This is a genomic window from Ruegeria sp. O5, from assembly GCF_056535105.1.
Map to the genome: position 1 here is coordinate 1 of NZ_JBQERN010000013.1, position 25,705 is coordinate 25,705.

The following is a 25,705-nucleotide window of genomic DNA, read 5'->3' on the forward strand; positions in this document are numbered from 1 at the left end:
CCAATGACCTGACCCGCGCCTTGCGGTTCACCGACAAGCTTGAAGCCGGGATGATCTGGGTGAACTCGGAAAACGTCCGCCACCTGCCCACCCCGTTCGGCGGCGTCAAGGCTTCCGGTATCGGCCGCGACGGCGGCAACTGGAGCTTCGAGTTCTACATGGAACAAAAACACGTCGGCTTCGCAACCGGAAATCACAACATCATGCAGCTGGGGAAGTGAAAACGACTGCACTCGAAATACGCGCTAAGAAACTCTAACTCCAGGAGGAGACCATGGGAGAAATCGTACTTGCCGCCAAAATGACTCACGTGCCTACCCTGCTCATGTCCGAGCAGGAAGGACCGATCAAAGGCAAGCGTCAACCGGCTATTGATGGCCACCGGGAGATTGCTCGTAGCGCCAAGGAACTGGGCGCAACAACTGTTGTCATCTGTGATACGCATTGGGTGTTGAACGCGGGCTTTCACATAAACGCCAACGACCATTTTGAGGGTCTATTTACATCGAATGAATTCCCCCAGTTCATTCAGGACCTGCCCTATAAATATGAGGGCAATCCCGAATTGGGTGATGCGATTGCGCGGATTGCGACCGAAAAGGGTGCTTATACGTTGGCCCATCACCTGGACAGCCTTGAGGTGGAATACGGCACGCTGGTGCCGATGCGGTTCATGAGCCGTGAACACGAAATGAAAGTGGTGTCGATCGGTGCGTGGTGCACTGTGCACGCTCATGACGAAAGCCGTATCGTCGGCGAGGCAATCCGCGAAGCAGTCGAGGCCAGCGACGAAAAGGTGCTGCTGGTTGCGTCGGGTTCGCTGTCGCACAAGATCTGGGCCAACAAGGACTATGCCGCCAATAACGGCACTTTCACAATCAGCTCAGAATTCAATCGCCAGATGGATCTGCACGTGCTGGAAATGTGGAAAAACGGCGATCACGCTACGTTCCTCAAGATGCTGGGTGACTATGCCAACTTCTGCTGCGGTGAAGGTTCGATGCATGATACCGCGATGCTATACGGCGCACTCGGCTGGGACGCTTACGACAAGAAATGCGAGGTTGTGACCGAGTATTTCCCGTCCTCGGGCACCGGTCAGACTAACGTCATATTCCCGGTCTGAGGGTCGCGGTTCCCATACCGATTGCTTGCCCCTGGTGCCTTTTGGCGGGGCAAGCCGTTGATCTATCTAATTCGAACTGATGCAGGTCCCCAAATGTTTCCTTTGAAAGACCCCGGTTTGCTGCGAGAGGCTGCCCTTGTAGGTACACGCTGGATTGAAGCTGACCCGGCCAACGGCCTTGCCGTCACCAACCCTGCCACCGGTGAAGTTATTGGTCATGTTCCCAATCTGGGCGCCGCCGAAACCGCCGAAGCTATTGCTGCCGCCGAGACCGCGCGCCACGGGTGGGCTAAACGCACCGCCAAAACGCGTAGTCAAATTCTGCGTCGCTGGTACGAACTGATGATGGAGAACCAGGACGATCTGGGTGCCATCCTGACAGCTGAGCAGGGCAAGCCACTGGCCGAAGCCAAAGGTGAGATCGCCTATGGTGCCAGCTTCATTGAGTGGTTCGCAGAAGAGGCCCGCCGCGCCTATGGTGATGTCACCCCAGGCCACGCGCCAGACAAACGCATCCTGACGATCAAACAACCCATCGGGGTTGTAGCCGCGATTACGCCGTGGAATTTCCCAAACGCTATGATCACGCGCAAGGCTGGCCCTGCTCTGGCGGCGGGCTGCTCCATGGTTCTGAAACCGGCCAGCCAGACTCCATTCTCAGCTATCGCGTTGGCGGTTCTGGCCGAAAGAGCGGGCCTGCCTGCGGGGCTGTTCTCGGTCGTCACCGGCTCAGCCCGTGGCATTGGCGGCGAGATGACCGGGAACCCGACAGTGCAGAAACTGACCTTTACCGGTTCGACCGAGATCGGAACGCTTCTATATGCGCAATGCGCGCCAACGATCAAAAAACTGGGGTTGGAGCTGGGTGGCAATGCGCCCTTCATTGTATTCGATGATGCTGATCTGGACGCCGCTGTGGAAGGAGCGGTGATCGCCAAGTTTCGTAATAATGGTCAGACCTGCGTTTGTGCCAACCGCATTTACGTGCAGGCCGGTGTCTACGATTCCTTTGCCGCCAAGCTGCGCGACAAAGTAGCGACTTTGCCCACTGGTAATGGCTTTGACGAAGGTATCATATTTGGTCCGCTGATCGATCAGGCGGCTGTCGACAAGGTTGCCGAACACATCGCTGATGCGACCTCGAAAGGTGCCGAAGTCATTCTGGGCGGCAAGTCACACGACATGGGTGGCACATTCTTTGAACCAACCATTTTGACCGGTGTTACTTCGGAGATGGCGGTCGCGACCGAAGAGACGTTTGGCCCGGTTGCACCCCTTTTTAAGTTCAACACCGAAAGCGAAGTCGTCGCTGCGGCAAATAACACCGAGTTCGGCCTTGCCTCATATTTCTATTCCCGCGACCTGGCTCGCGTTTGGCGAGTTTCCGAGAAGCTGGAATATGGCATGGTCGGAATCAACACCGGCCTGATCTCGACTGCGGAAGCTCCGTTTGGCGGGGTTAAGATGTCTGGTCTGGGCCGTGAAGGCTCGCGCCATGGGCTGGATGACTTCATGGAACTCAAATACCTGTGCATGGGCGGCATCGACACCGCCGAGGAGGCTTAATGCGCTTTGCTACTTATACCGCCGAAGGGGATACCTTCTTTGGCGCGATTACCGATGATGGTGCGATTGCCCTGAACGGTGATTTCCCCGAGTTTTCCAGCCTGTATGAGGTCATCGCTGCGGGTGAGTTTAGCCGGTTGGCTGCGGCGGCCGAGGGTAAGCCTGTGACCCATTCCGATTTCACCTATGAAATGGTGATGCCGGATGCACGTCGCATTCTGTGCGTCGGCGTGAACTTTCCGGACAGAAATGCGGAATACAAGGATGGCAGCGCGCAACCGGAATATATGTCGCTGTTCCCCCGCTTTGCCAGCGGCTTTACCGGCCACAACCGCCCGCTGATCCGTCCGCCGGAAAACCACACGCTGGATTACGAGGGCGAAGTGGCCATTGTAATCGGCAAGGCGGGTCGCCGGATATCGCAGGACGAAGCCTATGAGCACATCGCCGCGTTGACGCTGTGCAACGAAGGCACGATCCGCGATTGGGTGCGCCATGCCAAGTTCAACGTAACTCAGGGCAAGAACTGGGATAATTCAGGGTCGATCGGCCCTTGGCTGGTGCCCTTCACCGACCCGGCGCAATTGGATGACGCCCGCATTCAAACCCGCGTCAATGGTGAGTTGCGTCAGGACGACACCCTCGACCGCATGATGTTCCCGATCCGGCGCGAGATCGAGTATATCTCGACCTTCATGACCCTGAAGCCGGGTGACCTTATCGTAACCGGCACCCCCACCGGTGCGGGCGCGCGCTTTGACCCGCCAAAATATCTTGCACCGGGTGACGTGGTCGAGGTTTCTGTCGGAGGTATCGGCACCCTGCGCAACACAGTCGAGGATGAGAAGGCATGACACCGGCAGAGCACGCCCGCGCAGCAGCCGACCTGCTTCAGGCCGAACGCACCGGCGACCAGATCGGTCTGCTGAGCCTGCGCCACCCCCAGATGGGTATGGACGACGCTTATGAGGTGCAGAACGCCATCTATCGCCAGAAGCTGGCCGAGGGGCGCAAGGTCATCGGGTGGAAAATCGGTCTGACATCGAAAGCGATGCAATATGCGCTGAACATCGATATTCCCGACAGCGGCATCCTGTTTGATGATATGGCGTTTGAAAACGGTGGTATGGTCCCTGCGGGCCGGTTCATCCAGCCCCGGATCGAGGCTGAAATCGCCTTTATCATGAAATCCGCCGTCGGTGGCGAGAATGTCAGCCGCGACGACATCGTATCCGCCACGGACTACGTCTCACCGGCGATTGAAATTCTGGACACACGTATTCAGCGTCAGGACCCCGAGACCGGCAAGGCCAGAACCGTCTTTGACACGATCAGCGACAATGCCGCCAATGCAGGGATTGTGCTGGGTACAGAGCGCCACGCGATTGACGAATTCGACCTGCGCTGGGTTGGTGCCTTGACCTTCCGCAACGGTGAGATTGAGGAAACCGGCCTTGGGGCCGGCGTATTGAATGATCCTGTTGAAAGTGTTGTCTGGCTGGCCCGGCGCATGGCGCAATACGGACAAAGTATTGAACCCGGACAAGTGATCCTGTCGGGCAGCTTCATTCGCCCCGTCGAATGCCCGCCAAGCACAGAAATTCACGCCGATTTCGGACCCTTCGGCTCGGTCGATATCAAATTTGATTGAAGGAGCACCTTAATGCCCGCGCCAACAAACCCCTTCAAGGCCGCACTGAAAGCCGGAAAACCCCAGATCGGATGTTGGATTGGGATGGCCAATGCATATGCCGCCGAAATCGCCGCCACATCCAGATTTGACTGGCTGCTTGTTGACGGGGAACATGCCCCGAACGATCTGCGGTCTATCCTTGAGCAAGTGAGGGTCATCGAAGGCACAGGTAGCCAACCGGTAGCGCGCCTGCCAATTGGCGAGACCTGGATGATCAAGCAATATCTCGATGCTGGCGTCCAAAGCATATTGGTGCCAATGGTTGAAAGCGGCGATCAAGCGCGGGAATTGGTGCGCGCGGTGCAATATCCACCACATGGAGTTCGAGGCGTTGGGTCTGCTCTGGCGCGTGCTTCGCGTTTCGCGGCGATCCCGGATTACCTGACAACGGCAGGCGACCAGATTTGCCTGTTGGTTCAGGTGGAAAACCGCCTTGGCCTGGATGCACTGGATGACATTCTGACGACAGATGTCGACGGCGTATTTATCGGTCCGTCAGATTTGGCTGCGGATATGGGGCACATCGGCAATGCTGGCCACCCCGACGTGGTCGAAGCGGTTTTGGACGCGTTGACAAGGATCGTGGCCGCGGGCAAGGCAGCGGGCATCCTAACGTTGGACCCCGTGATGCAGCGCAAGTGTCTGGATCTTGGGGTTACGTTCCTGGCCACGAATATCGACGTAACACTTTTTGCCAAGTCTATGCGCGGGGCGGCCGAAACTGCGTTGGAAATGTTGCCAGACCAGTGCGCGTCTGGAAATGCGCGAACAGAAATGGCCAGCAAGTATCTTCAGCAGTTATGCAAGCACTGGTCCCACAAAGGGCAAGTCGAATTTGACGCAACTGAAGGAAACGTTTCGTTTGAAAACCGGCGCGCGGTTGCGATGAAAGCGACGGACGAAGGGCTTGAAATAGTTGCTTCAGTCGGCCCTCGTGAGGATTTGAACTTTTGGATGGGTGTTATAGAGGACCACCTGAAACGCTTTGCGTTTCGCGAGGAGTTCGAGGTTGTTTGGAATGCATAACGCTGGAATGCAAGGGCAACCGAGCGCGCCCGGGACTTTCGGACACCGCCGCAGGCTACGATTTGTAGTTTGCGGGTATTCGACAAGACCCTGCACCGGGTCCGTACCCAGATAAAACAAGCTGAATCTGAGGCTTTTCGAAACATATACGTTTCTAAAGCGGCATCATCCTCGACAGACGTTGTGACAGTGGAAACAGACAGGCTTGCAACGAGTGATAGATGTCCGGCTTGCCGTCAAAGATGGATGTCACAACAGCCCCTGCCCCATCTACTGCTGGATACCAGCCGCTATGCTGATGATCGACAAATGTTTCATTCGCATAGGTCCAGAGCTTTCTGTACCACTCCTCGTCTTCTGGCCTTCTGTCTAGCACGATCAGAGCGGCAACCGCCCCGATGGCTTCGGTGATAGGCCACCAGAACCGCGAAGCGTTGGCAACGCGGCCATCAAAATCAAGTGTGTAGGCCAACCCGCCATCAGGCAGCCACGCATCTTTCAAAGCCTGCGCAATCAGGTGGCGCGCCGTGTTCGGAGCATTAGGGCTCGTTCGGCCTGACAAATCCCAATGCTGAAGCTGAAGCCGACCCAATTCGAACGAATGCCCCGGCGTTGTTCCGGAAGGCCTGAACATCGGATCGCCCGCATAATCCCGGTTAATTTGCCAATCAGACGAATAGTGTTCGGGAAGCCGCCAGTTTTCACCGGGTGCAATTTTGCCAATGAAAAAGTCCAAAATGCGACCGGCGCGGGACAGGTAGGTTTCGTCCCCTGTTGCCTCAAAGGCAGCCAGCATCGCCTCAACGCCGTGCATATTGGCATTCATTCCACGATATGCGGAAAACGGCGTCCAATCCCTGTTCCATTCATCGCGAAACAGGCCCGCTTCTTCGTCCCAGAAGTGTTTTTCCAGAACATTTCGGACATCTGTCATTAGTTTGTCTGCATCCGGGTGACCCGCCATTTTCGCACTTGCCGAGGCAAGAAGGACAAAGACGTGCCCATAAGCAAGCTTGCGGTCATCCTTGATCTGATCCCCTTCCAGCGCCCAAAGATATCCGCCGTGGTCGCGATCTCGGTGATGGCTTTCAAGAAATGCCATACCGTGATCAATGATCCGTTCAGCACCTTGAAAACCAGACAGATGTCCTAATGCATAAGAATGAATCAACCGGGTTGTCGTGTGCAGCTCCTGCAGCTTGCCGGGCAGCGGGCGACCATCGTGACCAAGTGTATAGAACCCGGGCTCATCCCGGCAACTCGCGCTGAAGAACGTAAGTTGCCGCTTGGCCTGGTTCATCAACCAATCGCGGTGTCTTGGCGTTTCAATCCAAAACCCGGTCTCGGACTGTGACCCCGGAAGCAATAACTGATTGTCGTTCATCTAAATATCCCGCGGATGGAGTCCTGTCGTGCGCGACTTGGCCCGATCTTCCAAATTGCCCATCATCTCAGCAAGCCCGTCGCAACGCTGTACCATCCGAGGCAAACAGATGTGCATTCTGTGCTTGAATGCGCAAACCGAGGCGATCCCCGGATTTCACGGGGATATTGCCATGCTTGCGCACCATCATGGGGCCGATCCCCTCGGCATTGACGTAGATGTTCGTGTCCGACCCCAGATGTTCAACAACATCCGCAACGGCCGACAGATCACCGGCACCGTTGTCCACGACATCGATGTGTTCCGGCCTTACACCCAGTTCTTTGGCCTGAGCGGTAAGGGGTTGATCGAGGATTTTTATTTCAACCCCATTCCCGACATTCACACCAGTTTCAGTTCCCAATACAGGCACAACATTCATGGTGGGTGAGCCGATAAACTGCGCAACAAACTTGTTGGCCGGTCTTTCATAAAGCTCAAGCGGGCTGCCGACTTGCTGGATGTCGCCTGCGTTCAGAACAACGATCCGATCTGCCAGCGTCAACGCTTCGACCTGATCATGGGTCACATAGATCATGGTCGCGCTGAGCTTTTGATGCAGCCGCGCAATCTCCAGCCGCATCTCGACACGCAAAGCGGCGTCAAGGTTTGACAATGGCTCGTCAAACAGAAATGCGCGCGGGTCTCGGATGATGGCCCGTCCCATAGCAACCCGCTGACGTTGACCACCTGAAAGGGCTTTGGGCAAGCGATCCGTCAATTTGGTCAATCCCAGCGTCTCTGCCGCCTGGGCGACCTTTGATATGCGTTCAGCCACCGGAGCTTTGCGGATTTCCATTGAGAAACCCATGTTTCGCGCGACATCCATATGCGGATAGAGAGCGTAGGATTGGAACACCATCGCGATGTCCCGGTCCCTTGGTCTCACATCGTTCATACGCTCGCCATCGATCAGAAAGTCGCCGCTTGATATCGGTTCAAGACCAGCAACCATGCGCAGCAAAGTGGATTTGCCGCAGCCCGACGGGCCGACCAGAACGATGAACTCACCATCCTGAATTTCAAGGTTGATGTTGCGCAGGACCTCGACGGATCCATAGCGTTTTGCAACGTCACGAAGTTCGATACGTGCCATGATCTGGCCTCCTATCCTTTGACCGCGCCGGACGTGAGGCCCTGCACGAGATAGCGTTGAATGAAGATGAAGAAGAGGCAACTTGGGATCAGCGCCAGCACGCCGGCTGCCATCATTTGCCCCCAATCGACCGAGAATTTGGAAACAAACGTCAACAAGCCAACCGGGAATGTCATCGCGTCGTTCTTCGAGATCAGCATCAACGCAAACAACAGCTCGGACCACGCGGCAGTAAAGACAAACCCAAGCGTCGCCCCTAACCCGGGCAATGTCAGCGGGAACACCACTTTGCGCAGCGCCTGAAACCGTGTACAGCCATCCATCATCGCCGCATCTTCCAGATCTTTGGGTATGCCATCAAAAAATGACTGCATCAGGAATGTTGCAAAGGGGATGTTGAACGCAGTGTAGACCACGATAAGGCTTGTCAGCGAATTCAGCAGCCCCAGGTCCGCGATGATCTTGTAGATGGGTGCGATGATCATCAGCAGGGGGAACATCTGGGTGACTAGCATCAAGGCGATGATGATGCGTTTGCCCGCAAAAACGAAGCGGGAAAAGGCATAACCCGCCCCAGCCGCGAACAAGGTCGTAAAGAACGCCGCGCCCAGCGACACCACAAGAGAGTTCCGGAAATAGGCCACAAAATCGGTCTGAAAGATAACCGTTTTGAAGTTTGAAAAGGTCACCTCGCTTGGAAACAGGCGGGTGCCCTCTGAAAAGATCAGTGCGTCCGGCGTCAACCCGATCTTGAGCAACCAATAAAGCGGGAACAACGCAAAGATCAGATAGAACGCAAGTGCCGCGTATTTACCCACAACCAGCAGGGGGTTGGGTTTCCTGACAGCTGACATGGTCAACTCCTCAAATCTTGACCAGCTTCTTGCGAAGCCAGAGCAGGATAACGGCGTAAATCAGAAGGATCAGCAACAGCGCCACAGCAATGGTTGACGCGTAGCCGAAGTCCAATTTGCGAAAAGCGGTGGTGAATATGTAGGTCGACAGGATTTGCGTCGAATTGGCAGGCCCGCCGCCGGTCATCACATAGATCAGGTCGGCGAAATTGGCGATCCAGATCGTCCTCAGCATCACGGTGATCGCGATCATCGGAGCAAGAAACGGCAACGTGATCTTGGTGAAGGTCTGCCAGGGGGTCGCGCCATCGACTTCTGCGGCCTCATAAAGCTCACCGGGTATCGATTGCAAAGCCGCCAGCAGTGTGATCGCAAAGAAAGGAACGCCGAACCAGATATTTGCAGTGATCGGGCCCCATATGGCAAGCTTGGGATCGCCAAGGATATTGTAGGGCTCTGACAGAATACCAAGGGCGGCCAGCCAATGCGGTAGCGGGCCGATGACAGGGTTAAAAAGCCACGCCCATGTCAGCGCAGAAAGGAAGGTCGGGACAGCCCAGGGTAGGAAAACAAGCGCCTGAAAAAGTTTCTTTCCATAGAACTGCGTATTCAAAAGCATGGCAAGACCAAGGCCAAGCAGAAACTGGAACGTTATCGACCAAAAGGTCCAGAACAGCGTGTTCTCCATTGCGATCCAGAACTTGCGGTCTTTCCACAGATCAACGTAGTTTTCAAACCCGATCCAGCCAGAAGCAAAAGGCTTCAACAGCTCAATGGATTGGAACGAATATGAGATTCCGATGATTAGCGGAACCATGATCACCGCACCGATCAGAAGAATTGCGGGTGACAAATAGAAAAACGGCTCGACCATGTATTGCAGGTAGAGCGAGCGTCGTGCCCGGGTTTCCCCGGGCCTGACAGTTTTCTGAGTGCGTGAAATCACTGTTTTGCCTTCCACTTGGCGTGCTCATCAGTGAGGAACTCGGCCCACTCATCTGCGACGTCCTGCGCGCTGCGCTGCCCTAACAGGGCTTCCTGACTGGTTTCCAGCAGAAGCGTGCTGCCAAAATAGCCCCACTGTTCCAGGTTGGTTGGCATTGTTGTCGGCACATATTGCTCGCCGTTCAGTTCCTCAAACCAGCCTTTGAATTGCTCGGTCTGGAAATGAGGATCCTGATCGGCGCCTTTATGGATCGGAATGACGCCTACGCGTTTTGCCCACGTGGCGTTGGCTTCGGGCGTCGACAAGGCCGCAACCAGATCAAAGGCTTCGTCTTCATGTTCAGTCGCATTGAAGATCGACCAGCCTGCGAACCCAATTGTTGGGAAAGCTTTGCCCGATGGTCCGACAGGCATCGGAATGACCGCGAAATCTTCGGCAGGCATCCGTTCGGCAATAGCGATCAGTGCGTCCGGGTCCTGATCAAGGAATGCACAGGTGCCGGAATAGAAGCCGGCCACGATCTCGTTAAAGCCCCAACTGACGGCATCCTTGGGCGCATACCCGTTCTGATACATATCGATCATGAACTGGATACCTTCGACCGAGCCGGGCTCGTTGATGCGGCTGACACCGTCTTCTGTGAAGAACTCGTTGGTGCCGTTCATGGCTGCCGCGAACATGATCCAGCCATTTGTTCCACCGGGACCACCGCGCAAACAGTATCCGTACTTGCCCTCAAGCTCGGACACCGCGGCCGAGGCTGCCTTGAACTCCTCCATCGTAGTCGGGGGAGCGTCGATACCCGCTTCGGCCAGCAGTTTCTTGTTGTAGAACATCGCCCGCAGGTAGAAGCCGTACGGGATCATATAAAGGTCACCCGCCTGGCTGCCCATGGCGACTGTCTTGTCAGTCAGCGAAGCCCCGTGTTCCCATCCGGCGACATGATCCTTGAGACTGACCAGCTGATCGGACCCCGCATAGAGGGCCTGCCAGGTGTCGGGCATTTCAACCACATCCGGGATGTCGCCTCCTGCCACCATTGTTGCCAGCTTTTCGAACGCGTTGCCCCAGGGTAGCGATACAATCTCGACAGTGACGTCTGGGTTATTGGCTTCAAACTCATCAACCAGTCCCTGAAGCACCTCTGTACGCTCGGGGCTTGTAATAACCTCGACCAGTTTCAGTGTGGTCTCGGCATAAGACGCCGAACCCATGAGCACGGCCGCAGCCGTCATTCCAGTTAGTAGTTTTTTCATGTTTTCCTCCTGTTGGTTTTATTGAGCGAACGGTTCTAAGCCGTGCTTTCGGCGAGAGCCGAAGCAAAATCGGCCCATAGATCTTCCGCCGACTCGAGCCCCAAACTCAGGCGCACAAGATTGGGTGAGACCCCAAATTTCTGCATTGAGTTCTGTTCGCCAGCCTGAGCAAGCCCGACGCGCGCAGGCAGGATCAGACTTTCGAAGCCACCCCAGCTCACACCGAGGCGGAATAGGTTCAAGGCATCAGAAAGTTTTGCGATGTCGACACTGTCATCAAACTCAACCGACATAAGACCGGACCGCCCGGTCAACCCGGGCACGTCGTTGACACCGGGTGAGTTGACCCGCCTGACCTGCGGAACAGTGGCCAGGCGATCAACAAACGTGTTGGCCGTTGCTTGATGCTGCATCATGCGTGCGTTCAGCGTGCGCAGGCCGCGCGTCAGCAGGAAGGCCTCAAAAGGTGCCAGTTTGGCGCCAAGCAAAGGAAGTGTCAGATCACGGATGCGGGCGATATGGTCCCGGGAGGCAACCACCACGCCCGCAACCGTGTCCGAGTGCCCCGAAATGTATTTCGAGGCCGAGTGGATGACGATGTCGATGCCCAATGCGAGGGGGCGTTGGAACACCGGGCTTGCCCATGAATTATCGATCATCGTCAACACATTGTGGCGTCTGGCATGCTCTGCGACGCGACGCAGATCCATCGCCTCAAAAACGATCGATCCGGGGCTCTCCAGATAGGCCACCGTTACATCGGCAAGCAGATCGGGGTCGTTCTCGAAACGCTCCGGCGCATGGTAGTCGATATGCACCCCAAACGGGCGCAGGATGCGCTCCATGAACCGGAATGAATCCGGATAGACATGTTCGACGCAGGCAATCCGGTCACCGGGTTTGACAAATGCCAGCAGCGTTGAGGAAATGGCCGCCATCCCGGAAGCAAATGCAACGGCAGCCTGACCTTGTTCGGCTTCAGACATAAGCGTTTCAAACGCGGCGACGGTCGGGTTTTCCACACGCGTGTAGATGGCCGCTTCTGATCTTCCGGCCATCCGGTCTTCAAAGCTTTGGTAATTGTCGAAAGTAAACAGTGAAGTTTGAACGATCGGCGGCGTGACCGAACCAGCCGCATCCGGGAAGGTTGCTGCAAGACGCGTCGAAAGGTCTTCGTAGTCAGACATTCTGGCTTTCCATGATTTCTAGGACTTCTGCTTCGACCATGTCCATGATCGCGCCGATAATACTTGCGGCTTCGTCCGCACGGCCGGAGACAACTGCTTCGGCCAGCGGCGCATGTATTGGAATTGAGGCCTGACCCAAGTGTGGTTGACCGAAGGGCGTGTCATATACTTCGTGAAAAGCTTTTTGAATTTGCCGGATCAACTGCCCGAAAAGTGGATTTCCGCACGCTTCATGCAGTGCCGCGTGAAACCGGTAATCGGCCGGCCGCCAATCCTCACCTGCAGAATGCACAGCTATGAGTTCTGCAACGCGGACCGAAATCAAAAGCCGCTGCGCGTCTGAGCAATTCAGTGCTGCCAACCTTGCTGCCTCGATTTCCAGTGGTCGGCGCACGGCGTGTGTTCGCAAAAGGCTTTCGGCTTCGAGCTTCAGCGTGAGTGGGAGATGGATCGTATTGGCAGATACCTCGGCCGCCAATCGCGTCCCGGCTTTCTTGTTCCGTACAACGATGCCCATGTTCTGCCAACTTGTCAGGGCCTCGCGAACCTTCGCCCGTCCGATCCCAAGCTGATTTGCAATTTCGATCTCTGGCGGCAGGCGATCGCCTACCTTCAATCCTTCCAGTTCGATCATCCCAGAGAGAGCCTCCAGAACGTCCCGGCCGCTGCTGCCAGCCGGTAGCACCTTCAAGGTGTTGCCGACACTCTCAGCTTTTTCTTTTGGGGGCGTTCTTTTGACCACGCGCGGCTTCTCCGATTCGTATTTCATTCACTTTTACATTTAATGTAGGACAAAATAAACAATAATGTCCGACATTAAAAAACGCTTGTCATCCTTACAGTTGAAGTCGAAAAATCCGGTCTCGGTCATTTCGCGGCGGGATCAATGCAACCATAATCGCCTGCGGCTTGTTGGCGGGCTGCGGTCTTCGCGCGTCCGTCTATTTGCTGTATTCCGCCCGATTTGCCGTAATCCTGAAACGCCCGCCCAGCGGCGCTTGTAATTGCCGTTAGGTATTTGTCAGCTACGGCTGAATAGTGCTTCTTTACGCTAGGGACCCGCGGTTTCTTGCCCAAAAAAAGATGTGCAAACTTGGCAAGGCTGATCTAACTTTTTAAATGCGGGGGCGCATCTCCGGATAATATGGATTTAAAACATTGAAACCTGAACACCGCGTATCTGCGGCCCCCCGGCATGAACTGCGCAATGTGCGCAATCAGGGGATCGCGTTCCTTGCTTTGGCGTTCTTGTTCAGCATTTTTGTGAACCTGCTTATGCTGACGGGCCCATTGTTCATGTTGCAGGTGTATGACCGGGTATTGGGCTCGCGTGCGGTGGAAACCCTGACAGCGCTGTTTTTGTTGGTGGCGTTGCTTTATGCGCTGATGGCGATGCTGGATTTTGCCCGCGGACGCATCGTGGCCCGGTTCGGCGCACGGTTCCAGTCACAGTTGGATGAGCGCGTCTTCGAAGCAACGCTGCGGCGTTCACTTTTGCCGCAAATACGATCTGCCCCGGCAACGGCCTTGCGTGATTTGGAATCCATTCGAAACCTGTGCTCATCCCCCGTTCTGCTGGCGGTGATGGATATTCCATGGACGCCTGTTTTTCTGGGTGCGATTTTCCTGTTTCATCCCTTGCTGGGCTGGCTGGCCGTGGCAAGCGGTGTTCTGCTTGTCGTGATTGCACTGCTCAATCAGGCTCTGACCAGCAGAAAAGTCGCTGAAGCACAAACTGCAGCAGCGCGGGCAAACGCCTTTGCGGAACATGCGAGACAAGCGGCAGAGGTTGTGCGCTCACAGGGTATGCAGGCGGACGTGACAAAGCGGTGGTTGGACCAGCGTTCGAATGCCTTGCGCCAAACCATTTCGGCCAGCGACTGGACAGGCAGTTTTACGTCTTTGACCAAGTCGTTACGACTGTTTCTTCAATCTGCAATGCTTGCCTTGGGCGCGTGGCTGGTTTTGCAAAACGAAATGACACCGGGCGCGATGATCGCGGGTTCAATCCTTTTGGGTCGGGCCCTCGCTCCGGTCGAACAAGCGGTCGGCCAATGGGGTATGATCGAACGTGCACGAACGGCTTGGACTTCCCTAAGCCGGTTTTTGGATCAGACCCCGCCCGAAGAGCAGCGGATTCGCTTGCCCATCCCGAAAGCGCAGCTGGAAGCCAAATCGCTGACTGTCATTCCCCCCGGGGCAACAACGCCAACGTTGCGGAACGTGAATCTGAAGCTGCAACCGGGCAAGGCGCTGGGTGTCATCGGCAAAAGCGGATCGGGAAAGACGACACTGGCCAAGGCGTTGCTGGGGCTTTGGAATCCGGCAGCCGGTGAAATTCGACTGGGTGGTGCCACTCTGGATCAATATGACTCCAACGATCTGGGCAGCCATATCGGATATTTGCCGCAGCAGGTTACCCTGTTTAACGGGACCGTGGCCGAGAACATCGCCCGGATGTCAGAAAACCCGGATTCCGAAGCGGTGGTGGCCGCAGCCAAGAAAGCCAATGCGCACGACCTGATCCTGTCTTTGGAGAAAGGTTATGGTACCTTCCTTGAAGGCAATGACAGTCAGTTGTCAGGCGGGCAGAAACAGCGCATCGCTCTGGCCCGCGCCCTCTATGGCGACCCTGTTCTGCTTATTCTCGACGAACCAAACTCGGCACTGGACGCGGATGGCACCGAAGCCTTGAACGCGGCCGTGAGGGGGCTCAAGGCGGCAGGCAAAGCCGCCATCATCATGACACACCGCCCGCAGGCCATTTCGGAATGTGACGATCTGGCCGTTGTCGAAAAAGGACAAGTGGTCAGGTTCGGCAGTCGTGACGAGGTTCTCAGCGCAATGGTGCAGAACGCGGGCGCGATTAAGCGCAAGCTTAGCCCCGTAGGTGAATAATGGCAAAAAAGACGACCAAGAAGCAGGCGCAGGCCTGGAGTATGAGAATTCCCGCCCTGGTGGGATTCGCCGCACTTGCCATTTTGGTTGGCGGATTGGGTCTTTGGGCAGTGAAGACGCGCCTCGCAGGTGCGATCGTATCCTCAGGCGTGATCGAGGTACAAAGCAACCGTCAGGTGGTAGAACACCCCGATGGCGGCGTTGTTGGCGAAATATTTGTACGCGATGGTGATGTGGTCGCCTCGGGCGAGATGCTGTTGCGGCTGGATGATACTTTCCTATCGTCCGAACAGACGATTGTGGAAGCGCAGCTTTTTGAGCTTCTGACACGGCGTGTCCGGCTTCAGGCCGAACGCGACGGGCTTTCGTCGCAAGAGTTGGCGGCGCAGTTGCACGAGGTTCAGACGGAATACAGCATTGATCTGGACCTGATCGAAGGTCAGCAAAACCTGTTCGACGCCCGGGTGGAAACCCTATCCAAACAGCAAGAACAGCTGAACAAGCAGCTGGTTCAGATCGAGAGCGAGATTGAAGGCACGCAGGCCCAACTCGTTTCGCTGCGCCGTCAGGTTGAATTGATCGAGGATGAGCTGGAAGACCAGCAAAGCCTGTTGAAACGAGGATTGACGCAAACCAGTCGTGTACTGGCCCTGCAACGGGAAGAAGCCAGCCTGACAGGTGAAATAGGCCGACTGGAAGCTGCTGTCGCCCGCCTCAAAGGGCAGATCGCATCAACCGAGATCCAGATCGTTGAACTGTCTGCAACCCGCCGGGAAGAGGCAATTACCACGTTGCGGGACGTACAGGCGCAAGTTGCTGAACTATCGGAACGCCGACTGTCCCTGTCCGAGCGGCTGACACGATTGGACATCCGCGCACCGGTCAGCGGAACAGTATATGGAAGTCAGGTCTTTGCCCTTCAGTCTGTCGTTCAGCCGGGTGAACCCATGATGTATGTTGTTCCACAGGATACGCCATTGCTTGTCGCCGCGCGCGTTGACGCGATCCATGTGGATCAGCTGCATGTGGGTCAACCTGTCGCCCTGCGGTTTCCGGCCTTCAATCAGCGTGAAACGCCTGAATTGGACGGGCAGGTCAAAAACGTGTCAGCCGATACATTCACGGATGAAAAGTCCGGCTTTACATTCTATCGCGCCGAAGTGGTTATGAATGATGGCGAGCTGGACCGTCTCAACGGTCAGGAGCTTTTGCCGGGTATGCCTGTTGAGACACTGATCAAAACCGATGAACGCACCCCGTTGTCCTATCTGGTCAAGCCGATGGCCGATTACTTCAATCGTGCATTTAGGGAATGACGGCAGGGCTATCTCTGGATAACTGCGCTTTCCCATTCGGCCAGAAAACGGCGGCGTTTTAATCTGTCCAAAAACGTCATCAGCGCTGGATCAAGCCCAATCGTTTCACGTTCTTCGTCCGTGTCAAAAGGTGCCAAAGGCGGGAGGGTGTGGCCCCCACCTGACTGCGTGGATTGCTTTGATACAAGGTGACGAACAAAAGACGCGGCAAATTCGGGTACGGGTGTACCTTCAAGAACCATCACCGTGCGCATCATGGTCGTCTGAAAATCCGACGGCAGGATAACCTCAAGCGTATCCTTGTGCCCGGCGCGCGCATCCGCATAGCTGCCAAGTACATTATAGGCTACGGCGATCTCACCTTTAACAAGATCATCAATCATGTCGCCGGAACAGCAGTACAGACGCACATCCAACCCGCCCATGACTTCCATCAGACGCCAGAACGTTTCTGACGCACGGGCATCCTGCGTCGCAAACAGATACCCTAGACCGGACTGACGGATGTCATAAGTTCCCACCCGGCCCCGAAAACTGTCCGGTCGCATTCGAAGGGCTTCAATCAATTGCTGTCGGGTCTCTGGGACAGGCGCACCGGAAAAGGCAGCACGGTTAATCACGATGGTCGCGGGCTCGAACGTGAAGGCGAAAAGACTGCGATGCCACTGCGCCCAGGATGGCAGCGATATGTCATCGATCACGCGTCCATATCCGTCATTGGCCAGTTTCAGTTGCAGGTCCATGGCGCTGGAAATGACAATATCGAAATCTTCCGGTGCGGTGCGCACGATCCGATCGATGTCGGCAGTACCCGTCACCAAATACTCGACAGAAATGTCAGGGTTTTCCTTGATAAAGCTGGAAATCATAGGCTCAAACAAAAACGTATCGGTGCTTGAGATGACCCGAATATGTGCCTCGTCTGCTTCGGCGTTGAATACTTGCCGATCCTCCCAGACTTGCGCCTGTGTGACAGCGGGAAACCAAAGGAAGACTAAAGCGATAATGTAACGCATGCGCCGCCTCCCTGTCTGTTGGACAAGGCAAGCGCTCCACCATGCGCTGTTGCAACGTCCTGCGCGATGGTCAGGCCCAAACCGGACCCAATGGTACCACTTGCGTTCTTACCCCGTTCAAACCGACGCGTGAGAGTGTCAATTTCGTTTAAGGGAAACCCCGGGCCACGGTCTTTTACCCGGATTTGAGCCCATGGCTCCGACGTGACTTCGATGCGAACAGAACTGTCGGCCGGAGCATATTTAAGTGCGTTGTCAATCATGTTGCGCACGGCGTTTTGAATGAGGATGGGGTCACCTGAATACATGACCTGTGGGTCGCCACAAAGCGACAACGACAAGTCCTTCATCTCGGCAATTGGTGTCAGGCGCTGCACAAGGTCACTGACCAAAGCGTTCAGGTCAATGTCTTCCCGCTCAAGGTGGTCAGCCCGGAACGTGATCATCGCATGATCCAACAGCTGTCCGGCTGCACGAGAGCTTTCGTCAATGGCGCGCACCATCGAGCGCAGCGCCTCGCGGTTTTCTTCTTTTTCAACCCTTTGCAAAGTGGCGTCAGCATAGGACCTGACCGTAGCAAGAGGGGTGCGAACACGGTGGGCCGCCTCGGCAATAAAGTCTTCTGACTGGCTGAGTGACTGATCAAGCCGACCCATCAATGAGTTCAGTGAAGCAACCAACGGGGCCATTTCGCGGGGTACCGGCTTTTTGAACGGGCTCAGATCCTGCGGCCCACGGCGGGTGACAGAGGTTGTCAATCTATTCAACTGCCCGATGGTCGAGGACGTCGCCCAGAAGGAAAGAGCGGCAGCAAGGGCAAAGAACCCTACGCCCAGAATCGCTGCATTGCGCGAAATCTGGTCCAGAGTTTCGGCCAACGCGTCTTGTGTCTGCCCCAGCGCGACCACCAGTTCGGTTTGCTTATCCAATCCCACCAAAGTCCGGCTGGCGCTGACCTGACGAATGGTTTCACCGCGAATCTGACTGGAACTGAAAAGCGACTTTCCGTCACGCGGTCCAATGGTCGGTGGAAAATCCTCGTATCCGGAAAGAAACGTGCCGTCCTGAAAAATAGAATAGAAGATCCGGTCGTCCGCAGGGGTGCTTAGCATCGCGAAGGCGGCATATGGGATATCGACCTCCAGCTCCCCTTCCCGCAAAGCGGCCGCATCGAGGATTGAGGCCACTGATGCACCAAGTATGTTGTCTTGCCCCTGTTGCGCGACCTGCGCAGCATAGTTTCGGACTGCGACAAACAGCAGGAACGCAAGTATGGCCGCGCCGCCGATCAGTGTCAGAACCAGCCTGTTCCGCAGCGATCCTGACACATTGGGATCAGGAGGCATGGTCAAGTCTGTATCCCAGCCCACGAAGCGTGGTGATCTTCAGGTCCGAGGGTTCCAGATGCTTGCGCAAACGGCCCACATAAACTTCGATCGCGTTATCAGAGACATCATCATCATAAGAAAACAGCCGGTCCGTTAGTTTTTGTTTCGAAAAAACCTGACCAGGTGCGCTGATGAACAATTCCAGCAGGCGCAGTTCACGATTGCGCAGCGACACGGTCTCGTCACCCACGGTCAGATGGCCAGCCAGGGGATCGAATACGATGCCGCCGACTTCTATCGTTGTCTTCGTATTCCCGGATTTACGACGCAGAACTGCGCGGCAGCGCGCTTCAAGCTCGGCATGATCAAACGGTTTGGTGACATAATCGTCAGCACCAAGATCAAGCGAGCCGATTCGATCCGAAACCTGACTGCGGGCCGTCAAAACGATCACCGGCGTGTCCAAATGGCTCGCGCGATGCCGCTTGAGGAAATCGCGACCGTCCCCATCCGGCAGCATGATATCCAGCAGGATCAGATCGTATTCCTGAGTTTCAACGAAGGCAGTAGCATCACCTAATGTAGACGCGTTATCAACCACATGCCCGTCTAACCTCATGCGGGAACTGATCGCGTTTGCGAGGTCTAGATTGTCTTCGACAAGCAGAAATTTCATCGGACTATAATACTATTCTCGCGCGTGACAGGTTGATGTCAGGTTGGTGTGTTTTTGTTCTTCCCAATCTGAGCCGCCATGCGGCCCGTTGTCAAATGGGAGGACATCATGACAACATTCGCACTGGGCCGTCGCGCCCTTATCGCAGCTGTTGCTGCAGTAGGTCTTGCAGGACCTGTTCTGGCTGAAGACCAGGTAGTGGACAGCATCCACTTTCTGATCCCCGGCGGCGCCGGTGGTGGTTGGGACGGTACCGCCCGCGGCACCGGCGAAGCGCTGACGAACGCCGGTCTTGTGGGCACCGCGTCTTATGAAAACATGTCAGGCGGTGGTGGTGGCAAAGCCATCGGCTATCTGATTGAAAACGCCGACAGCAACCATGGGACATTGATGGTAAACTCCACGCCAATCGTGATCCGTTCGTTGACTGGCGTGTTCCCTCACAACTTCCGTGACCTGACGCTGGTGTCGGGTACGATCGGTGATTACGCAGCCATTGTTGTCGGCAAAGACAGCCCCATCAACTCTATGAGTGATCTGCTGGCAGCCTTCGACGCCGACCCGGGCAACACGGCCATCGGCGGTGGCTCGGTTCCTGGTGGTATGGACCACCTGGTCGCAGCCATGGTGATGGAAGCGGCCGGAAAAGATGCGCTTGGCGTGAAGTACATTCCATATGATGCGGGTGGCAAAGCCATGGCTGCCCTTCTGTCCGGTGAGATCGCAGCGCTGTCTACAGGTTTCTCTGAAGCCGTCGATCTGGCCAACGCAGGTGAAGTCAAAATCATCGGCGTCACATCGGCAGATCGCGTAGATGCCGCCCCAGACGCGATGACCATGAAAGAACAGGGCATCGACACCACCTTTGTGAACTGGCGTGGCTTCTTTGCGGCCCCGGGTCTGCCCGAGGACAAGCTTGCAGCCTACCAGGCCGCGATTGCCAAGATGTACGACACCCCGGAATGGGAAGAGGTTCGTGCACGCAACGGTTGGGTGAACATCCACAACTCGGGCGATGATTTCCGGTCATTTCTTGAGCAGCAGGAACAACAGATCGGTGATCTGATGAAGAAGCTGGGCTTCCTCTGAATACAATTTGGGCAGAGCGGTAACCCGCTCTGCCATCCCTGACGACGAAAAAAAGGAGGGGGTCTCATGGCGCTGGATCGCTGGATCGCGCTCATTCTTCTGGGTGTTTGTTTAACATATGGCTACGCCGCTTGGTTCACGATGGACAGTAGTCTACCCCCTTTCATGCAAAGAAACCCCATATGGCCAAGCACTTTCCCAAAAGTCTTGTCAATTCTGGGGATCATCACGGCCACGATCATTCTGCTGGGCTTTGAAAAGGCTGAACCCAGCGAACCTGAAATCGATTACCGGCGGTTGGGCGATTACCATCTTGGTCAGGCGATCATGCTGTTGGTTCTGATGGTCGTCTATGCGCTATGCCTGCGCCCCGTCGGGTTCCTGATCTCAACTTCGGCCTTCCTGATCTTTGGATCTTTTATCCTGGGTGAACGAAAATGGCATATCATGCTGCCCGTCGCCCTGGTCGCCACTGGTACGGTCTGGTATCTGGTTCAGGAAGTCCTTGGCATTTACATGCGCCCTTTGCCCGGCATTTTCGGAGGCTGACATGCTTGAAGGACTTCTGATAGGCCTGCAAACGGCATTCTCACTGCAAAATCTGCTGATGGTCGTCGCGGGCTGTCTGATTGGCACATTCATCGGAATGCTGCCGGGTCTGGGCCCGATGTCGATCATCGCCATCATGATCCCGGTGGCAATTTCCATGGGCGATCCGTCCGCCGCGCTGATCTTGCTGGCCGGTGTGTATTATGGCGCCATTTTTGGTGGTTCGACCTCTTCTATTCTGCTGAATGCGCCGGGGGTCGCGGGTACCGTCGCCTCCAGCTTTGACGGCTACCCAATGGCACGTCAGGGCAAAGCGGGCAAAGCCCTGACCATTGCCGCAATCGCGAGCTTTGCAGGTGGCACGTTCGGCGCATTGCTTTTGATGATCTTCGCCCCTGCCCTGTCTTCTGTTGCGTTGCTTTTCCATTCAGCCGAGTATTTCGCGCTGATGGTTGTCGGCTTGTCGGCCATTGCCGCCTTTGCGGGAACAGGTCAGGTTGCCAAGGCTATCATAATGACAATCCTTGGATTGATCATGGCCACTGTTGGCGAAGGCGTACTGTTCAACATGCCTCGTTTCACCATGGGCATCATGGATTTGCAGTCGGGCTTTGGCTTTATCACACTTGCAATGGCCATGTTCGCGTTACCCGAGGCGCTGTTTCTTGTTCTCAAACCCAAGGACCTTAAGGGCGAAGAAGGTGAAATCAAGGACCTGCGCATAAGCAGGGAGGAAGCCAAAGCCATTGCTCCGGTGATTGGCCGCCAGTCTATCCAAGGGTTCTTCATCGGCGTTCTGCCCGGTGCAGGCGCAACGATTGCCAGTTTTCTGGGCTACGCAGTCGAACGTAACATCGCTCCAAAGGCCGAGCAGGACGAATTCGGCAAAGGGTCAATCAAAGGGCTGGCCGCGCCTGAAACAGCAAACAACGCCGCCTGTACAGGCTCGTTCGTGCCGCTTCTGACGCTTGGCATTCCCGGATCGGGAACGACGGCGATCCTGCTTGGCGCATTGATTGCCCTGAACGTGACGCCGGGCCCACGCCTTATGCTGGACGAACCGCAGATCTTTTGGGCGGTCATTATGTCCATGTTCATTGGCAATCTGGTACTTCTGATCCTGAATCTGCCGCTGATCCCCTATATTGCCAAAGTTCTCTCGGTGCCGCGTAACTATCTGATCCCCTTTATTTTGTTCTTTACTCTGATGGGGGCCTATATCGGACAGAACAATGCAACCGAACTGCTGATACTGGTGGGTTTTGGGGTATGTGCAACGGCGTTGAAATTTGCTGATTACCCACTGGCACCACTGCTGATCGGTTTCATCCTCGGCGGTATGATGGAAGACAACTTCTCACGGTCCATGCAGTTGTACGATGGTATCGCCTTTATCTGGGAACGCCCGATGACGCTGGGTCTGCTGGTTATTGCGGCGCTTCTGGTGCTCCTACCCAGCTACCGCGCGCGCCGTGCACAGGCCCGGGCGGAAGGGGTTGCCGAAGGTGACTGACCCGCTGGCGGGAATACGGGTTCTCGATCTGACCAATGTCCTCGCGGGTCCGTATTGCTGCTACCAACTGGCATTGATGGGTGCCGACGTGATCAAGGTCGAACGCCCCGATGGTGGCGACCTTGCTCGCGTTCTGGGTGCAGATCCCGCCAGAAACAAGGCGGGGATGGGGATCAGTTTTCTGGCGCAGAACGCCGGAAAAAAGTCTGTTACGCTGGACATGAAATCGGAAAAGGGCAAGGCGCTGCTGAAACGCCTTGTCCAGTCAGCTGAAGTTCTGGTGGAAAACTTCCGGCCCGGAGTAATGGATCGTCTTGGTCTTGGTTATGAAGTTCTGCGCAACGTTAATCCCAACCTGATCTATTGCGCCATCAGCGGGTTCGGGCAGGATGGCCCCCGGCGCGGCGATCCAGCTTATGACCAGATTGTGCAGGGTATCAGCGGCGTGATGTCAATCACCGGCGCCCCCGACACGGCACCGTATCGCGTCGGCTATCCGTTGGCGGACACGGTCGGGGGGATGACGGCCGCCTTTGCAGTCGCGGCGGCATTGAACGCCAACCCACGCGGCACCTATCTGGATGTTGCGATGTCCGAAGCCGTTATTTCGACAATGGGTTGGGTTGTTTCAAATTATCTGGTGGGTGGCGTAACGCCCGGAGCGCATGGGAATGAGAACACAACCTCGGCCCCCTCAGGTACATTTGCCACGCGGGACAGCCCTATCAACATCGCGGCCAATCGGGACGAGCAATGGCAGGCACTTGCCCGCTGTCTCGGGCGGGATGACCTGCTGGACAACCCCGACTACGCAACGCGTGAAGATCGCAAAACAAACCGCCACGCCTTACGTACAGAACTGGAACGCACCCTAAAGACGAAGGCCGCGTCCGAGTGGGCGAGTGAACTAAACGCATTGGGGGTACCGACAGGACAAGTTCTGACCGTGCCCGAGGCCCTTGCAGACCCGCAACTTTCCGATCGCGGTCTGATTGGCTCTTTGTTGGTTCACGGCGAACAAATGCAACTTGCAGGCAGTCCCGTCGTAATGGATGGCGCCCGGCGAATGCCGCAAATCGCGCCACCAAAACTTGGGGCCGACAACAAGGCGGTGTGGTCCGAAATCGGATTGACCGACGCGGAAGTCGACGCGCTGAGCAGAGAGGGGATCATATGAGCGATGTGTCAGATTGGTGGGCAACATCCATCATCGATATGGAACCTGGCCGGATAGACCTGCGCGGGGAGCCGATTCAAAACCTGATCGGACGCTTTGGTTTTGCGGAGATGATCTGGTTTATGGTACGCGGCGACCGCCCATCAAAAGCGCAGGCCCAATTGTTCGAAGCCGCGCTGGTCGCGGCAGTCGACCACGGTCCTCAGGCACCGTCGATTGCAACCGCGCGCATGGCGGTTACCTGTGGCCTGCCTCTCAACAACGCGATGGCGAGCGCTGTGAACATGTTGGGCGACATTCATGGAGGGGCTGGCGAGCAGGCCGTGGAACTCTACCACTTTGTGGGCCATTACCCTGGCACTTTGGCGCAGGCAATCGATGCGTGGATCGAAAGCCACGGAAAGATACTTCCGGGTTTTGGACACAGGTTTCACACGCCCACAGACCCCCGCGCGCCGCGCCTGATGGACTTGGTCGCCGAAGCGGTGAAAACCGGTGCTTGCGATGGGCAATTCATGCGCATTGCGCAGCAGATCGAGGCAGAAATTGCGCGGCGTAAGGGTAAACCCGTCCCGATGAACATCGATGGCGCAACCGCAGTTATTTATGCCGAGCTTGGGTTTGCGCCACCATTGGCGCGCGGCCTTTTCTGCCTGTCCCGATCAGTGGGTATTCTGGCACATGCCTGGGAGCAGATGCAGCAAGGTGGTCGCAACAAAGGGCCGACCCCACCCTCATATCGCTGGACGTACCAGCCGGGTTAAGCGCTTTTCCGATGGGATCGATTTGCCAACAGATCGGCGGCCGCACGGGCAATAACCAGCTCTTCATTTGTCGGGATAACCATGGCGACCACTCGGGACAGGTCTGTCGAGATGATCCGATCATTGTCCGCGTTGGCATCGGGATCCAGTTCAATCCCCAGCCAGCCCATTCCGGAACATACCCTGTCGCGTACAAGGCGCGAGTTTTCTCCGATACCACCTGTGAAGATCAAGGCATCAATACCGCCCAATATTGCGGCCATTGCCCCAAGTTCGCGGCGGATGCGGAAAGTGAAATAGCTAATGGCCTGTCGGCTTTCGCGGGTATCTGCTTTTTCAAGAGTGCGCATGTCGCTTGAAAGTCCCGAAAGACCCAGCAACCCTGATTTGCGAAACAGAAGGTCGGAAATCTCTGAGGCGCTCAACCCTTCCTGATCCATCAGATACAACAAAACACCGGGATCAAGCTGACCGCAACGGGATCCCATCGGCAGACCGTCCAACGACGAAAACCCCATGGTCGAACCGACGGATCGCCCCCCGATCATGGCACACATCGACGCACCGTTGCCCAGATGCGCAACCACAACCCGCCCCGCGTGCAAAAGCGGCGCGGTTTTGGCCAAATGGTCTGAGATGTATTCATAACTAAGCCCGTGAAAACCATAGCGTCGGACGCCTTTGTCGTAATACTCGCGCGGCAGGGCGAATACGTCGTTCTCCCAGGGGTGGTTGCGATGAAAGGCCGTGTCGAAACAGGCAATCTGGGCGGCATTCGGAAAACGTTCCATAGCTGCCTTGACGCCAGCCAGGTTGTGCGGCTGGTGCAGAGGTGCATACGGAGAGAGCTTGTCCAACTCCTCCAAAGCAGCGGCGGTCAACGGCAAAGGCGTATCGATCTCAGGTCCGCCGTGAACAATACGATGCCCAACCGCGGTGACCTCGCAACTGGGGAAGGCCCGTGACAACAGGTTCAGTACCCAGTCCAGGGCGGCGGCGTGATCGTGAATATCTCCTGCCGTGCCATTCGCCAGAACTCCACCGCCAGATGACCGCGCCTTGACGATTGGCTCAGGCTCACCGATCCGTTCGACCACACCGGTGCACACCATGACTGGATCGTCTTCTGTCAGTTCGAACAGGCCGAACTTCATCGAAGACGATCCGGCATTCAGTGTCACGACATGTGTCATGCATATCCTCTGG

General features: G+C 56.1%; 24 protein-coding genes. 13 read left to right on the forward strand and 11 right to left on the reverse strand.

Annotated features, from left to right (window positions below; all coding sequences use genetic code 11):
• The 6 genes from ACR0M3_RS15075 to ACR0M3_RS15100 form a co-directional block, all read left to right on the forward strand.
• On the forward strand, positions 1-221 hold a 221-nt coding region (locus ACR0M3_RS15075; RefSeq protein WP_480911505.1), incomplete at its 5' end, for an aldehyde dehydrogenase family protein.
• A 53-nt stretch (positions 222-274) separates the two neighbouring features.
• Positions 275-1,126 (forward strand): 3,4-dihydroxyphenylacetate 2,3-dioxygenase, encoded by an 852-nt coding sequence (gene hpaD, locus ACR0M3_RS15080; RefSeq protein WP_480774245.1) that lies wholly within the window; start codon positions 275-277, stop codon positions 1,124-1,126.
• A gap of 93 nt (positions 1,127-1,219) precedes the next feature.
• Positions 1,220-2,692, forward strand: a complete 1,473-nt coding sequence (locus tag ACR0M3_RS15085; protein ID WP_480911507.1) for an NAD-dependent succinate-semialdehyde dehydrogenase — start codon at positions 1,220-1,222, stop codon at positions 2,690-2,692.
• Positions 2,692-3,546 (forward strand): fumarylacetoacetate hydrolase family protein, encoded by an 855-nt coding sequence (locus ACR0M3_RS15090; protein ID WP_480911508.1) that lies wholly within the window; start codon positions 2,692-2,694, stop codon positions 3,544-3,546. The genes ACR0M3_RS15085 and ACR0M3_RS15090 overlap by 1 nt, the downstream gene beginning before the upstream one ends.
• Positions 3,543-4,343 (forward strand): 2-oxo-hept-4-ene-1,7-dioate hydratase, encoded by an 801-nt coding sequence (hpaH, locus tag ACR0M3_RS15095; RefSeq protein WP_480911509.1) that lies wholly within the window; start codon positions 3,543-3,545, stop codon positions 4,341-4,343. The genes ACR0M3_RS15090 and hpaH overlap by 4 nt, the downstream gene beginning before the upstream one ends.
• Positions 4,344-4,355: 12 nt before the next feature.
• The gene (locus ACR0M3_RS15100) at positions 4,356-5,411 is read left to right on the forward strand and encodes an aldolase/citrate lyase family protein (protein ID WP_480911511.1); all 1,056 of its coding nucleotides are present in this window, start codon (positions 4,356-4,358) and stop codon (positions 5,409-5,411) included.
• A gap of 154 nt (positions 5,412-5,565) precedes the next feature.
• Here the strand turns inward: ACR0M3_RS15100 and ACR0M3_RS15105 are convergent, their stop codons facing one another.
• From ACR0M3_RS15105 to ACR0M3_RS15135, 7 genes are all read right to left on the reverse strand, one after another.
• Positions 5,566-6,795, reverse strand: a complete 1,230-nt coding sequence (locus ACR0M3_RS15105) for an AGE family epimerase/isomerase (RefSeq protein ID WP_480911513.1) — start codon at positions 6,793-6,795, stop codon at positions 5,566-5,568.
• A 67-nt stretch (positions 6,796-6,862) separates the two neighbouring features.
• The gene (locus tag ACR0M3_RS15110; RefSeq protein WP_480774240.1) at positions 6,863-7,930 is read right to left on the reverse strand and encodes an ABC transporter ATP-binding protein; all 1,068 of its coding nucleotides are present in this window, start codon (positions 7,928-7,930) and stop codon (positions 6,863-6,865) included.
• An 11-nt stretch (positions 7,931-7,941) separates the two neighbouring features.
• Complete coding sequence (locus tag ACR0M3_RS15115; RefSeq protein ID WP_480477286.1) at positions 7,942-8,784, reverse strand: carbohydrate ABC transporter permease; 843 nt, start codon at positions 8,782-8,784, stop codon at positions 7,942-7,944.
• A 10-nt stretch (positions 8,785-8,794) separates the two neighbouring features.
• The gene (locus tag ACR0M3_RS15120; RefSeq protein WP_480833157.1) at positions 8,795-9,745 is read right to left on the reverse strand and encodes a carbohydrate ABC transporter permease; all 951 of its coding nucleotides are present in this window, start codon (positions 9,743-9,745) and stop codon (positions 8,795-8,797) included.
• The gene (locus ACR0M3_RS15125) at positions 9,727-10,986 is read right to left on the reverse strand and encodes an ABC transporter substrate-binding protein (protein WP_480911515.1); all 1,260 of its coding nucleotides are present in this window, start codon (positions 10,984-10,986) and stop codon (positions 9,727-9,729) included. Before ACR0M3_RS15125 ends, ACR0M3_RS15120 begins: the two co-directional genes overlap by 19 nt.
• A gap of 35 nt (positions 10,987-11,021) precedes the next feature.
• Positions 11,022-12,173, reverse strand: coding sequence for an aminotransferase class I/II-fold pyridoxal phosphate-dependent enzyme (locus ACR0M3_RS15130; protein ID WP_480911516.1), 1,152 nt, complete (start codon positions 12,171-12,173; stop codon positions 11,022-11,024).
• Positions 12,166-12,942, reverse strand: coding sequence for a FadR/GntR family transcriptional regulator (locus tag ACR0M3_RS15135; RefSeq protein WP_480911518.1), 777 nt, complete (start codon positions 12,940-12,942; stop codon positions 12,166-12,168). Before ACR0M3_RS15135 ends, ACR0M3_RS15130 begins: the two co-directional genes overlap by 8 nt.
• 389 nt (positions 12,943-13,331) lie before the next feature.
• Between ACR0M3_RS15135 and ACR0M3_RS15140 the strand changes: the two genes are divergently transcribed.
• Complete coding sequence (locus ACR0M3_RS15140; protein ID WP_480484348.1) at positions 13,332-15,071, forward strand: type I secretion system permease/ATPase; 1,740 nt, start codon at positions 13,332-13,334, stop codon at positions 15,069-15,071.
• A 41-nt stretch (positions 15,072-15,112) separates the two neighbouring features.
• Positions 15,113-16,387, forward strand: a complete 1,275-nt coding sequence (locus ACR0M3_RS15145) for an HlyD family type I secretion periplasmic adaptor subunit (RefSeq protein ID WP_480484347.1) — start codon at positions 15,113-15,115, stop codon at positions 16,385-16,387.
• A gap of 8 nt (positions 16,388-16,395) precedes the next feature.
• Here the strand turns inward: ACR0M3_RS15145 and ACR0M3_RS15150 are convergent, their stop codons facing one another.
• Genes ACR0M3_RS15150 through ACR0M3_RS15160 form a run of 3 tightly spaced genes read right to left on the reverse strand, consistent with a single transcriptional unit; the run spans position 16,396 to position 19,407 of the window.
• Positions 16,396-17,403, reverse strand: coding sequence for an ABC transporter substrate-binding protein (locus tag ACR0M3_RS15150; RefSeq protein WP_480484346.1), 1,008 nt, complete (start codon positions 17,401-17,403; stop codon positions 16,396-16,398).
• On the reverse strand, positions 17,382-18,749 hold the full coding sequence (locus tag ACR0M3_RS15155) for a sensor histidine kinase (protein WP_480774246.1): 1,368 nt from the start codon (positions 18,747-18,749) through the stop codon (positions 17,382-17,384). The genes ACR0M3_RS15150 and ACR0M3_RS15155 overlap by 22 nt, the downstream gene beginning before the upstream one ends.
• Complete coding sequence (locus ACR0M3_RS15160; RefSeq protein WP_267366073.1) at positions 18,739-19,407, reverse strand: response regulator transcription factor; 669 nt, start codon at positions 19,405-19,407, stop codon at positions 18,739-18,741. The genes ACR0M3_RS15155 and ACR0M3_RS15160 overlap by 11 nt, the downstream gene beginning before the upstream one ends.
• 108 nt (positions 19,408-19,515) lie before the next feature.
• Between ACR0M3_RS15160 and ACR0M3_RS15165 the strand changes: the two genes are divergently transcribed.
• The 5 genes from ACR0M3_RS15165 (at position 19,516) to ACR0M3_RS15185 (ending at position 24,499) form a co-directional block, all read left to right on the forward strand.
• Positions 19,516-20,496, forward strand: a complete 981-nt coding sequence (locus ACR0M3_RS15165; protein ID WP_267366074.1) for a tripartite tricarboxylate transporter substrate binding protein — start codon at positions 19,516-19,518, stop codon at positions 20,494-20,496.
• 66 nt (positions 20,497-20,562) lie between these two features.
• Positions 20,563-21,045, forward strand: a complete 483-nt coding sequence (locus ACR0M3_RS15170) for a tripartite tricarboxylate transporter TctB family protein (protein WP_480616811.1) — start codon at positions 20,563-20,565, stop codon at positions 21,043-21,045.
• 1 nt (position 21,046) lies between these two features.
• Entirely contained in the window at positions 21,047-22,558 is a 1,512-nt protein-coding gene (locus ACR0M3_RS15175; protein WP_480494103.1) for a tripartite tricarboxylate transporter permease, read from the forward strand.
• Positions 22,551-23,735 carry a CaiB/BaiF CoA transferase family protein gene (locus tag ACR0M3_RS15180; protein ID WP_480774232.1) on the forward strand — a complete coding sequence of 395 codons (1,185 nt, stop codon included), beginning with the start codon at positions 22,551-22,553 and terminating at the stop codon, positions 23,733-23,735. Before ACR0M3_RS15175 ends, ACR0M3_RS15180 begins: the two co-directional genes overlap by 8 nt.
• A complete protein-coding gene (locus tag ACR0M3_RS15185; protein WP_480911520.1) occupies positions 23,732-24,499 on the forward strand; it encodes a citryl-CoA lyase in 768 nt (255 codons plus the stop codon). Before ACR0M3_RS15180 ends, ACR0M3_RS15185 begins: the two co-directional genes overlap by 4 nt.
• On the opposite strand, the gene ACR0M3_RS15190 is transcribed toward ACR0M3_RS15185, so the two are convergent.
• Positions 24,496-25,692, reverse strand: coding sequence for an acetate/propionate family kinase (locus ACR0M3_RS15190; protein WP_480484341.1), 1,197 nt, complete (start codon positions 25,690-25,692; stop codon positions 24,496-24,498). The two genes, ACR0M3_RS15185 and ACR0M3_RS15190, sit on opposite strands and share 4 nt — an antisense overlap.
• Positions 25,693-25,705 lie beyond the last annotated feature (13 nt).

Bases quoted from the DNA above. Each gene is read 5' to 3' on its own strand.
- hpaD (WP_480774245.1), top strand. From the start codon at position 275: ATGGGAGAAATCGTACTTGCCGCCAAAATGACTCACGTGCCTACCCTG.
- ACR0M3_RS15085 (WP_480911507.1), top strand. From the start codon at position 1,220: ATGTTTCCTTTGAAAGACCCCGGTTTGCTGCGAGAGGCTGCCCTTGTA.
- ACR0M3_RS15090 (WP_480911508.1), top strand. From the start codon at position 2,692: ATGCGCTTTGCTACTTATACCGCCGAAGGGGATACCTTCTTTGGCGCG.
- hpaH (WP_480911509.1), top strand. From the start codon at position 3,543: ATGACACCGGCAGAGCACGCCCGCGCAGCAGCCGACCTGCTTCAGGCC.
- ACR0M3_RS15100 (WP_480911511.1), top strand. From the start codon at position 4,356: ATGCCCGCGCCAACAAACCCCTTCAAGGCCGCACTGAAAGCCGGAAAA.
- ACR0M3_RS15105 (WP_480911513.1), bottom strand. From the start codon at position 6,795: ATGAACGACAATCAGTTATTGCTTCCGGGGTCACAGTCCGAGACCGGG.
- ACR0M3_RS15110 (WP_480774240.1), bottom strand. From the start codon at position 7,930: ATGGCACGTATCGAACTTCGTGACGTTGCAAAACGCTATGGATCCGTC.
- ACR0M3_RS15115 (WP_480477286.1), bottom strand. From the start codon at position 8,784: ATGTCAGCTGTCAGGAAACCCAACCCCCTGCTGGTTGTGGGTAAATAC.
- ACR0M3_RS15125 (WP_480911515.1), bottom strand. From the start codon at position 10,986: ATGAAAAAACTACTAACTGGAATGACGGCTGCGGCCGTGCTCATGGGT.
- ACR0M3_RS15130 (WP_480911516.1), bottom strand. From the start codon at position 12,173: ATGTCTGACTACGAAGACCTTTCGACGCGTCTTGCAGCAACCTTCCCG.
- ACR0M3_RS15135 (WP_480911518.1), bottom strand. From the start codon at position 12,942: ATGAAATACGAATCGGAGAAGCCGCGCGTGGTCAAAAGAACGCCCCCA.
- ACR0M3_RS15145 (WP_480484347.1), top strand. From the start codon at position 15,113: ATGAGAATTCCCGCCCTGGTGGGATTCGCCGCACTTGCCATTTTGGTT.
- ACR0M3_RS15150 (WP_480484346.1), bottom strand. From the start codon at position 17,403: ATGCGTTACATTATCGCTTTAGTCTTCCTTTGGTTTCCCGCTGTCACA.
- ACR0M3_RS15155 (WP_480774246.1), bottom strand. From the start codon at position 18,749: ATGCCTCCTGATCCCAATGTGTCAGGATCGCTGCGGAACAGGCTGGTT.
- ACR0M3_RS15160 (WP_267366073.1), bottom strand. From the start codon at position 19,407: ATGAAATTTCTGCTTGTCGAAGACAATCTAGACCTCGCAAACGCGATC.
- ACR0M3_RS15165 (WP_267366074.1), top strand. From the start codon at position 19,516: ATGACAACATTCGCACTGGGCCGTCGCGCCCTTATCGCAGCTGTTGCT.
- ACR0M3_RS15170 (WP_480616811.1), top strand. From the start codon at position 20,563: ATGGCGCTGGATCGCTGGATCGCGCTCATTCTTCTGGGTGTTTGTTTA.
- ACR0M3_RS15175 (WP_480494103.1), top strand. From the start codon at position 21,047: ATGCTTGAAGGACTTCTGATAGGCCTGCAAACGGCATTCTCACTGCAA.
- ACR0M3_RS15185 (WP_480911520.1), top strand. From the start codon at position 23,732: ATGAGCGATGTGTCAGATTGGTGGGCAACATCCATCATCGATATGGAA.
- ACR0M3_RS15190 (WP_480484341.1), bottom strand. From the start codon at position 25,692: ATGACACATGTCGTGACACTGAATGCCGGATCGTCTTCGATGAAGTTC.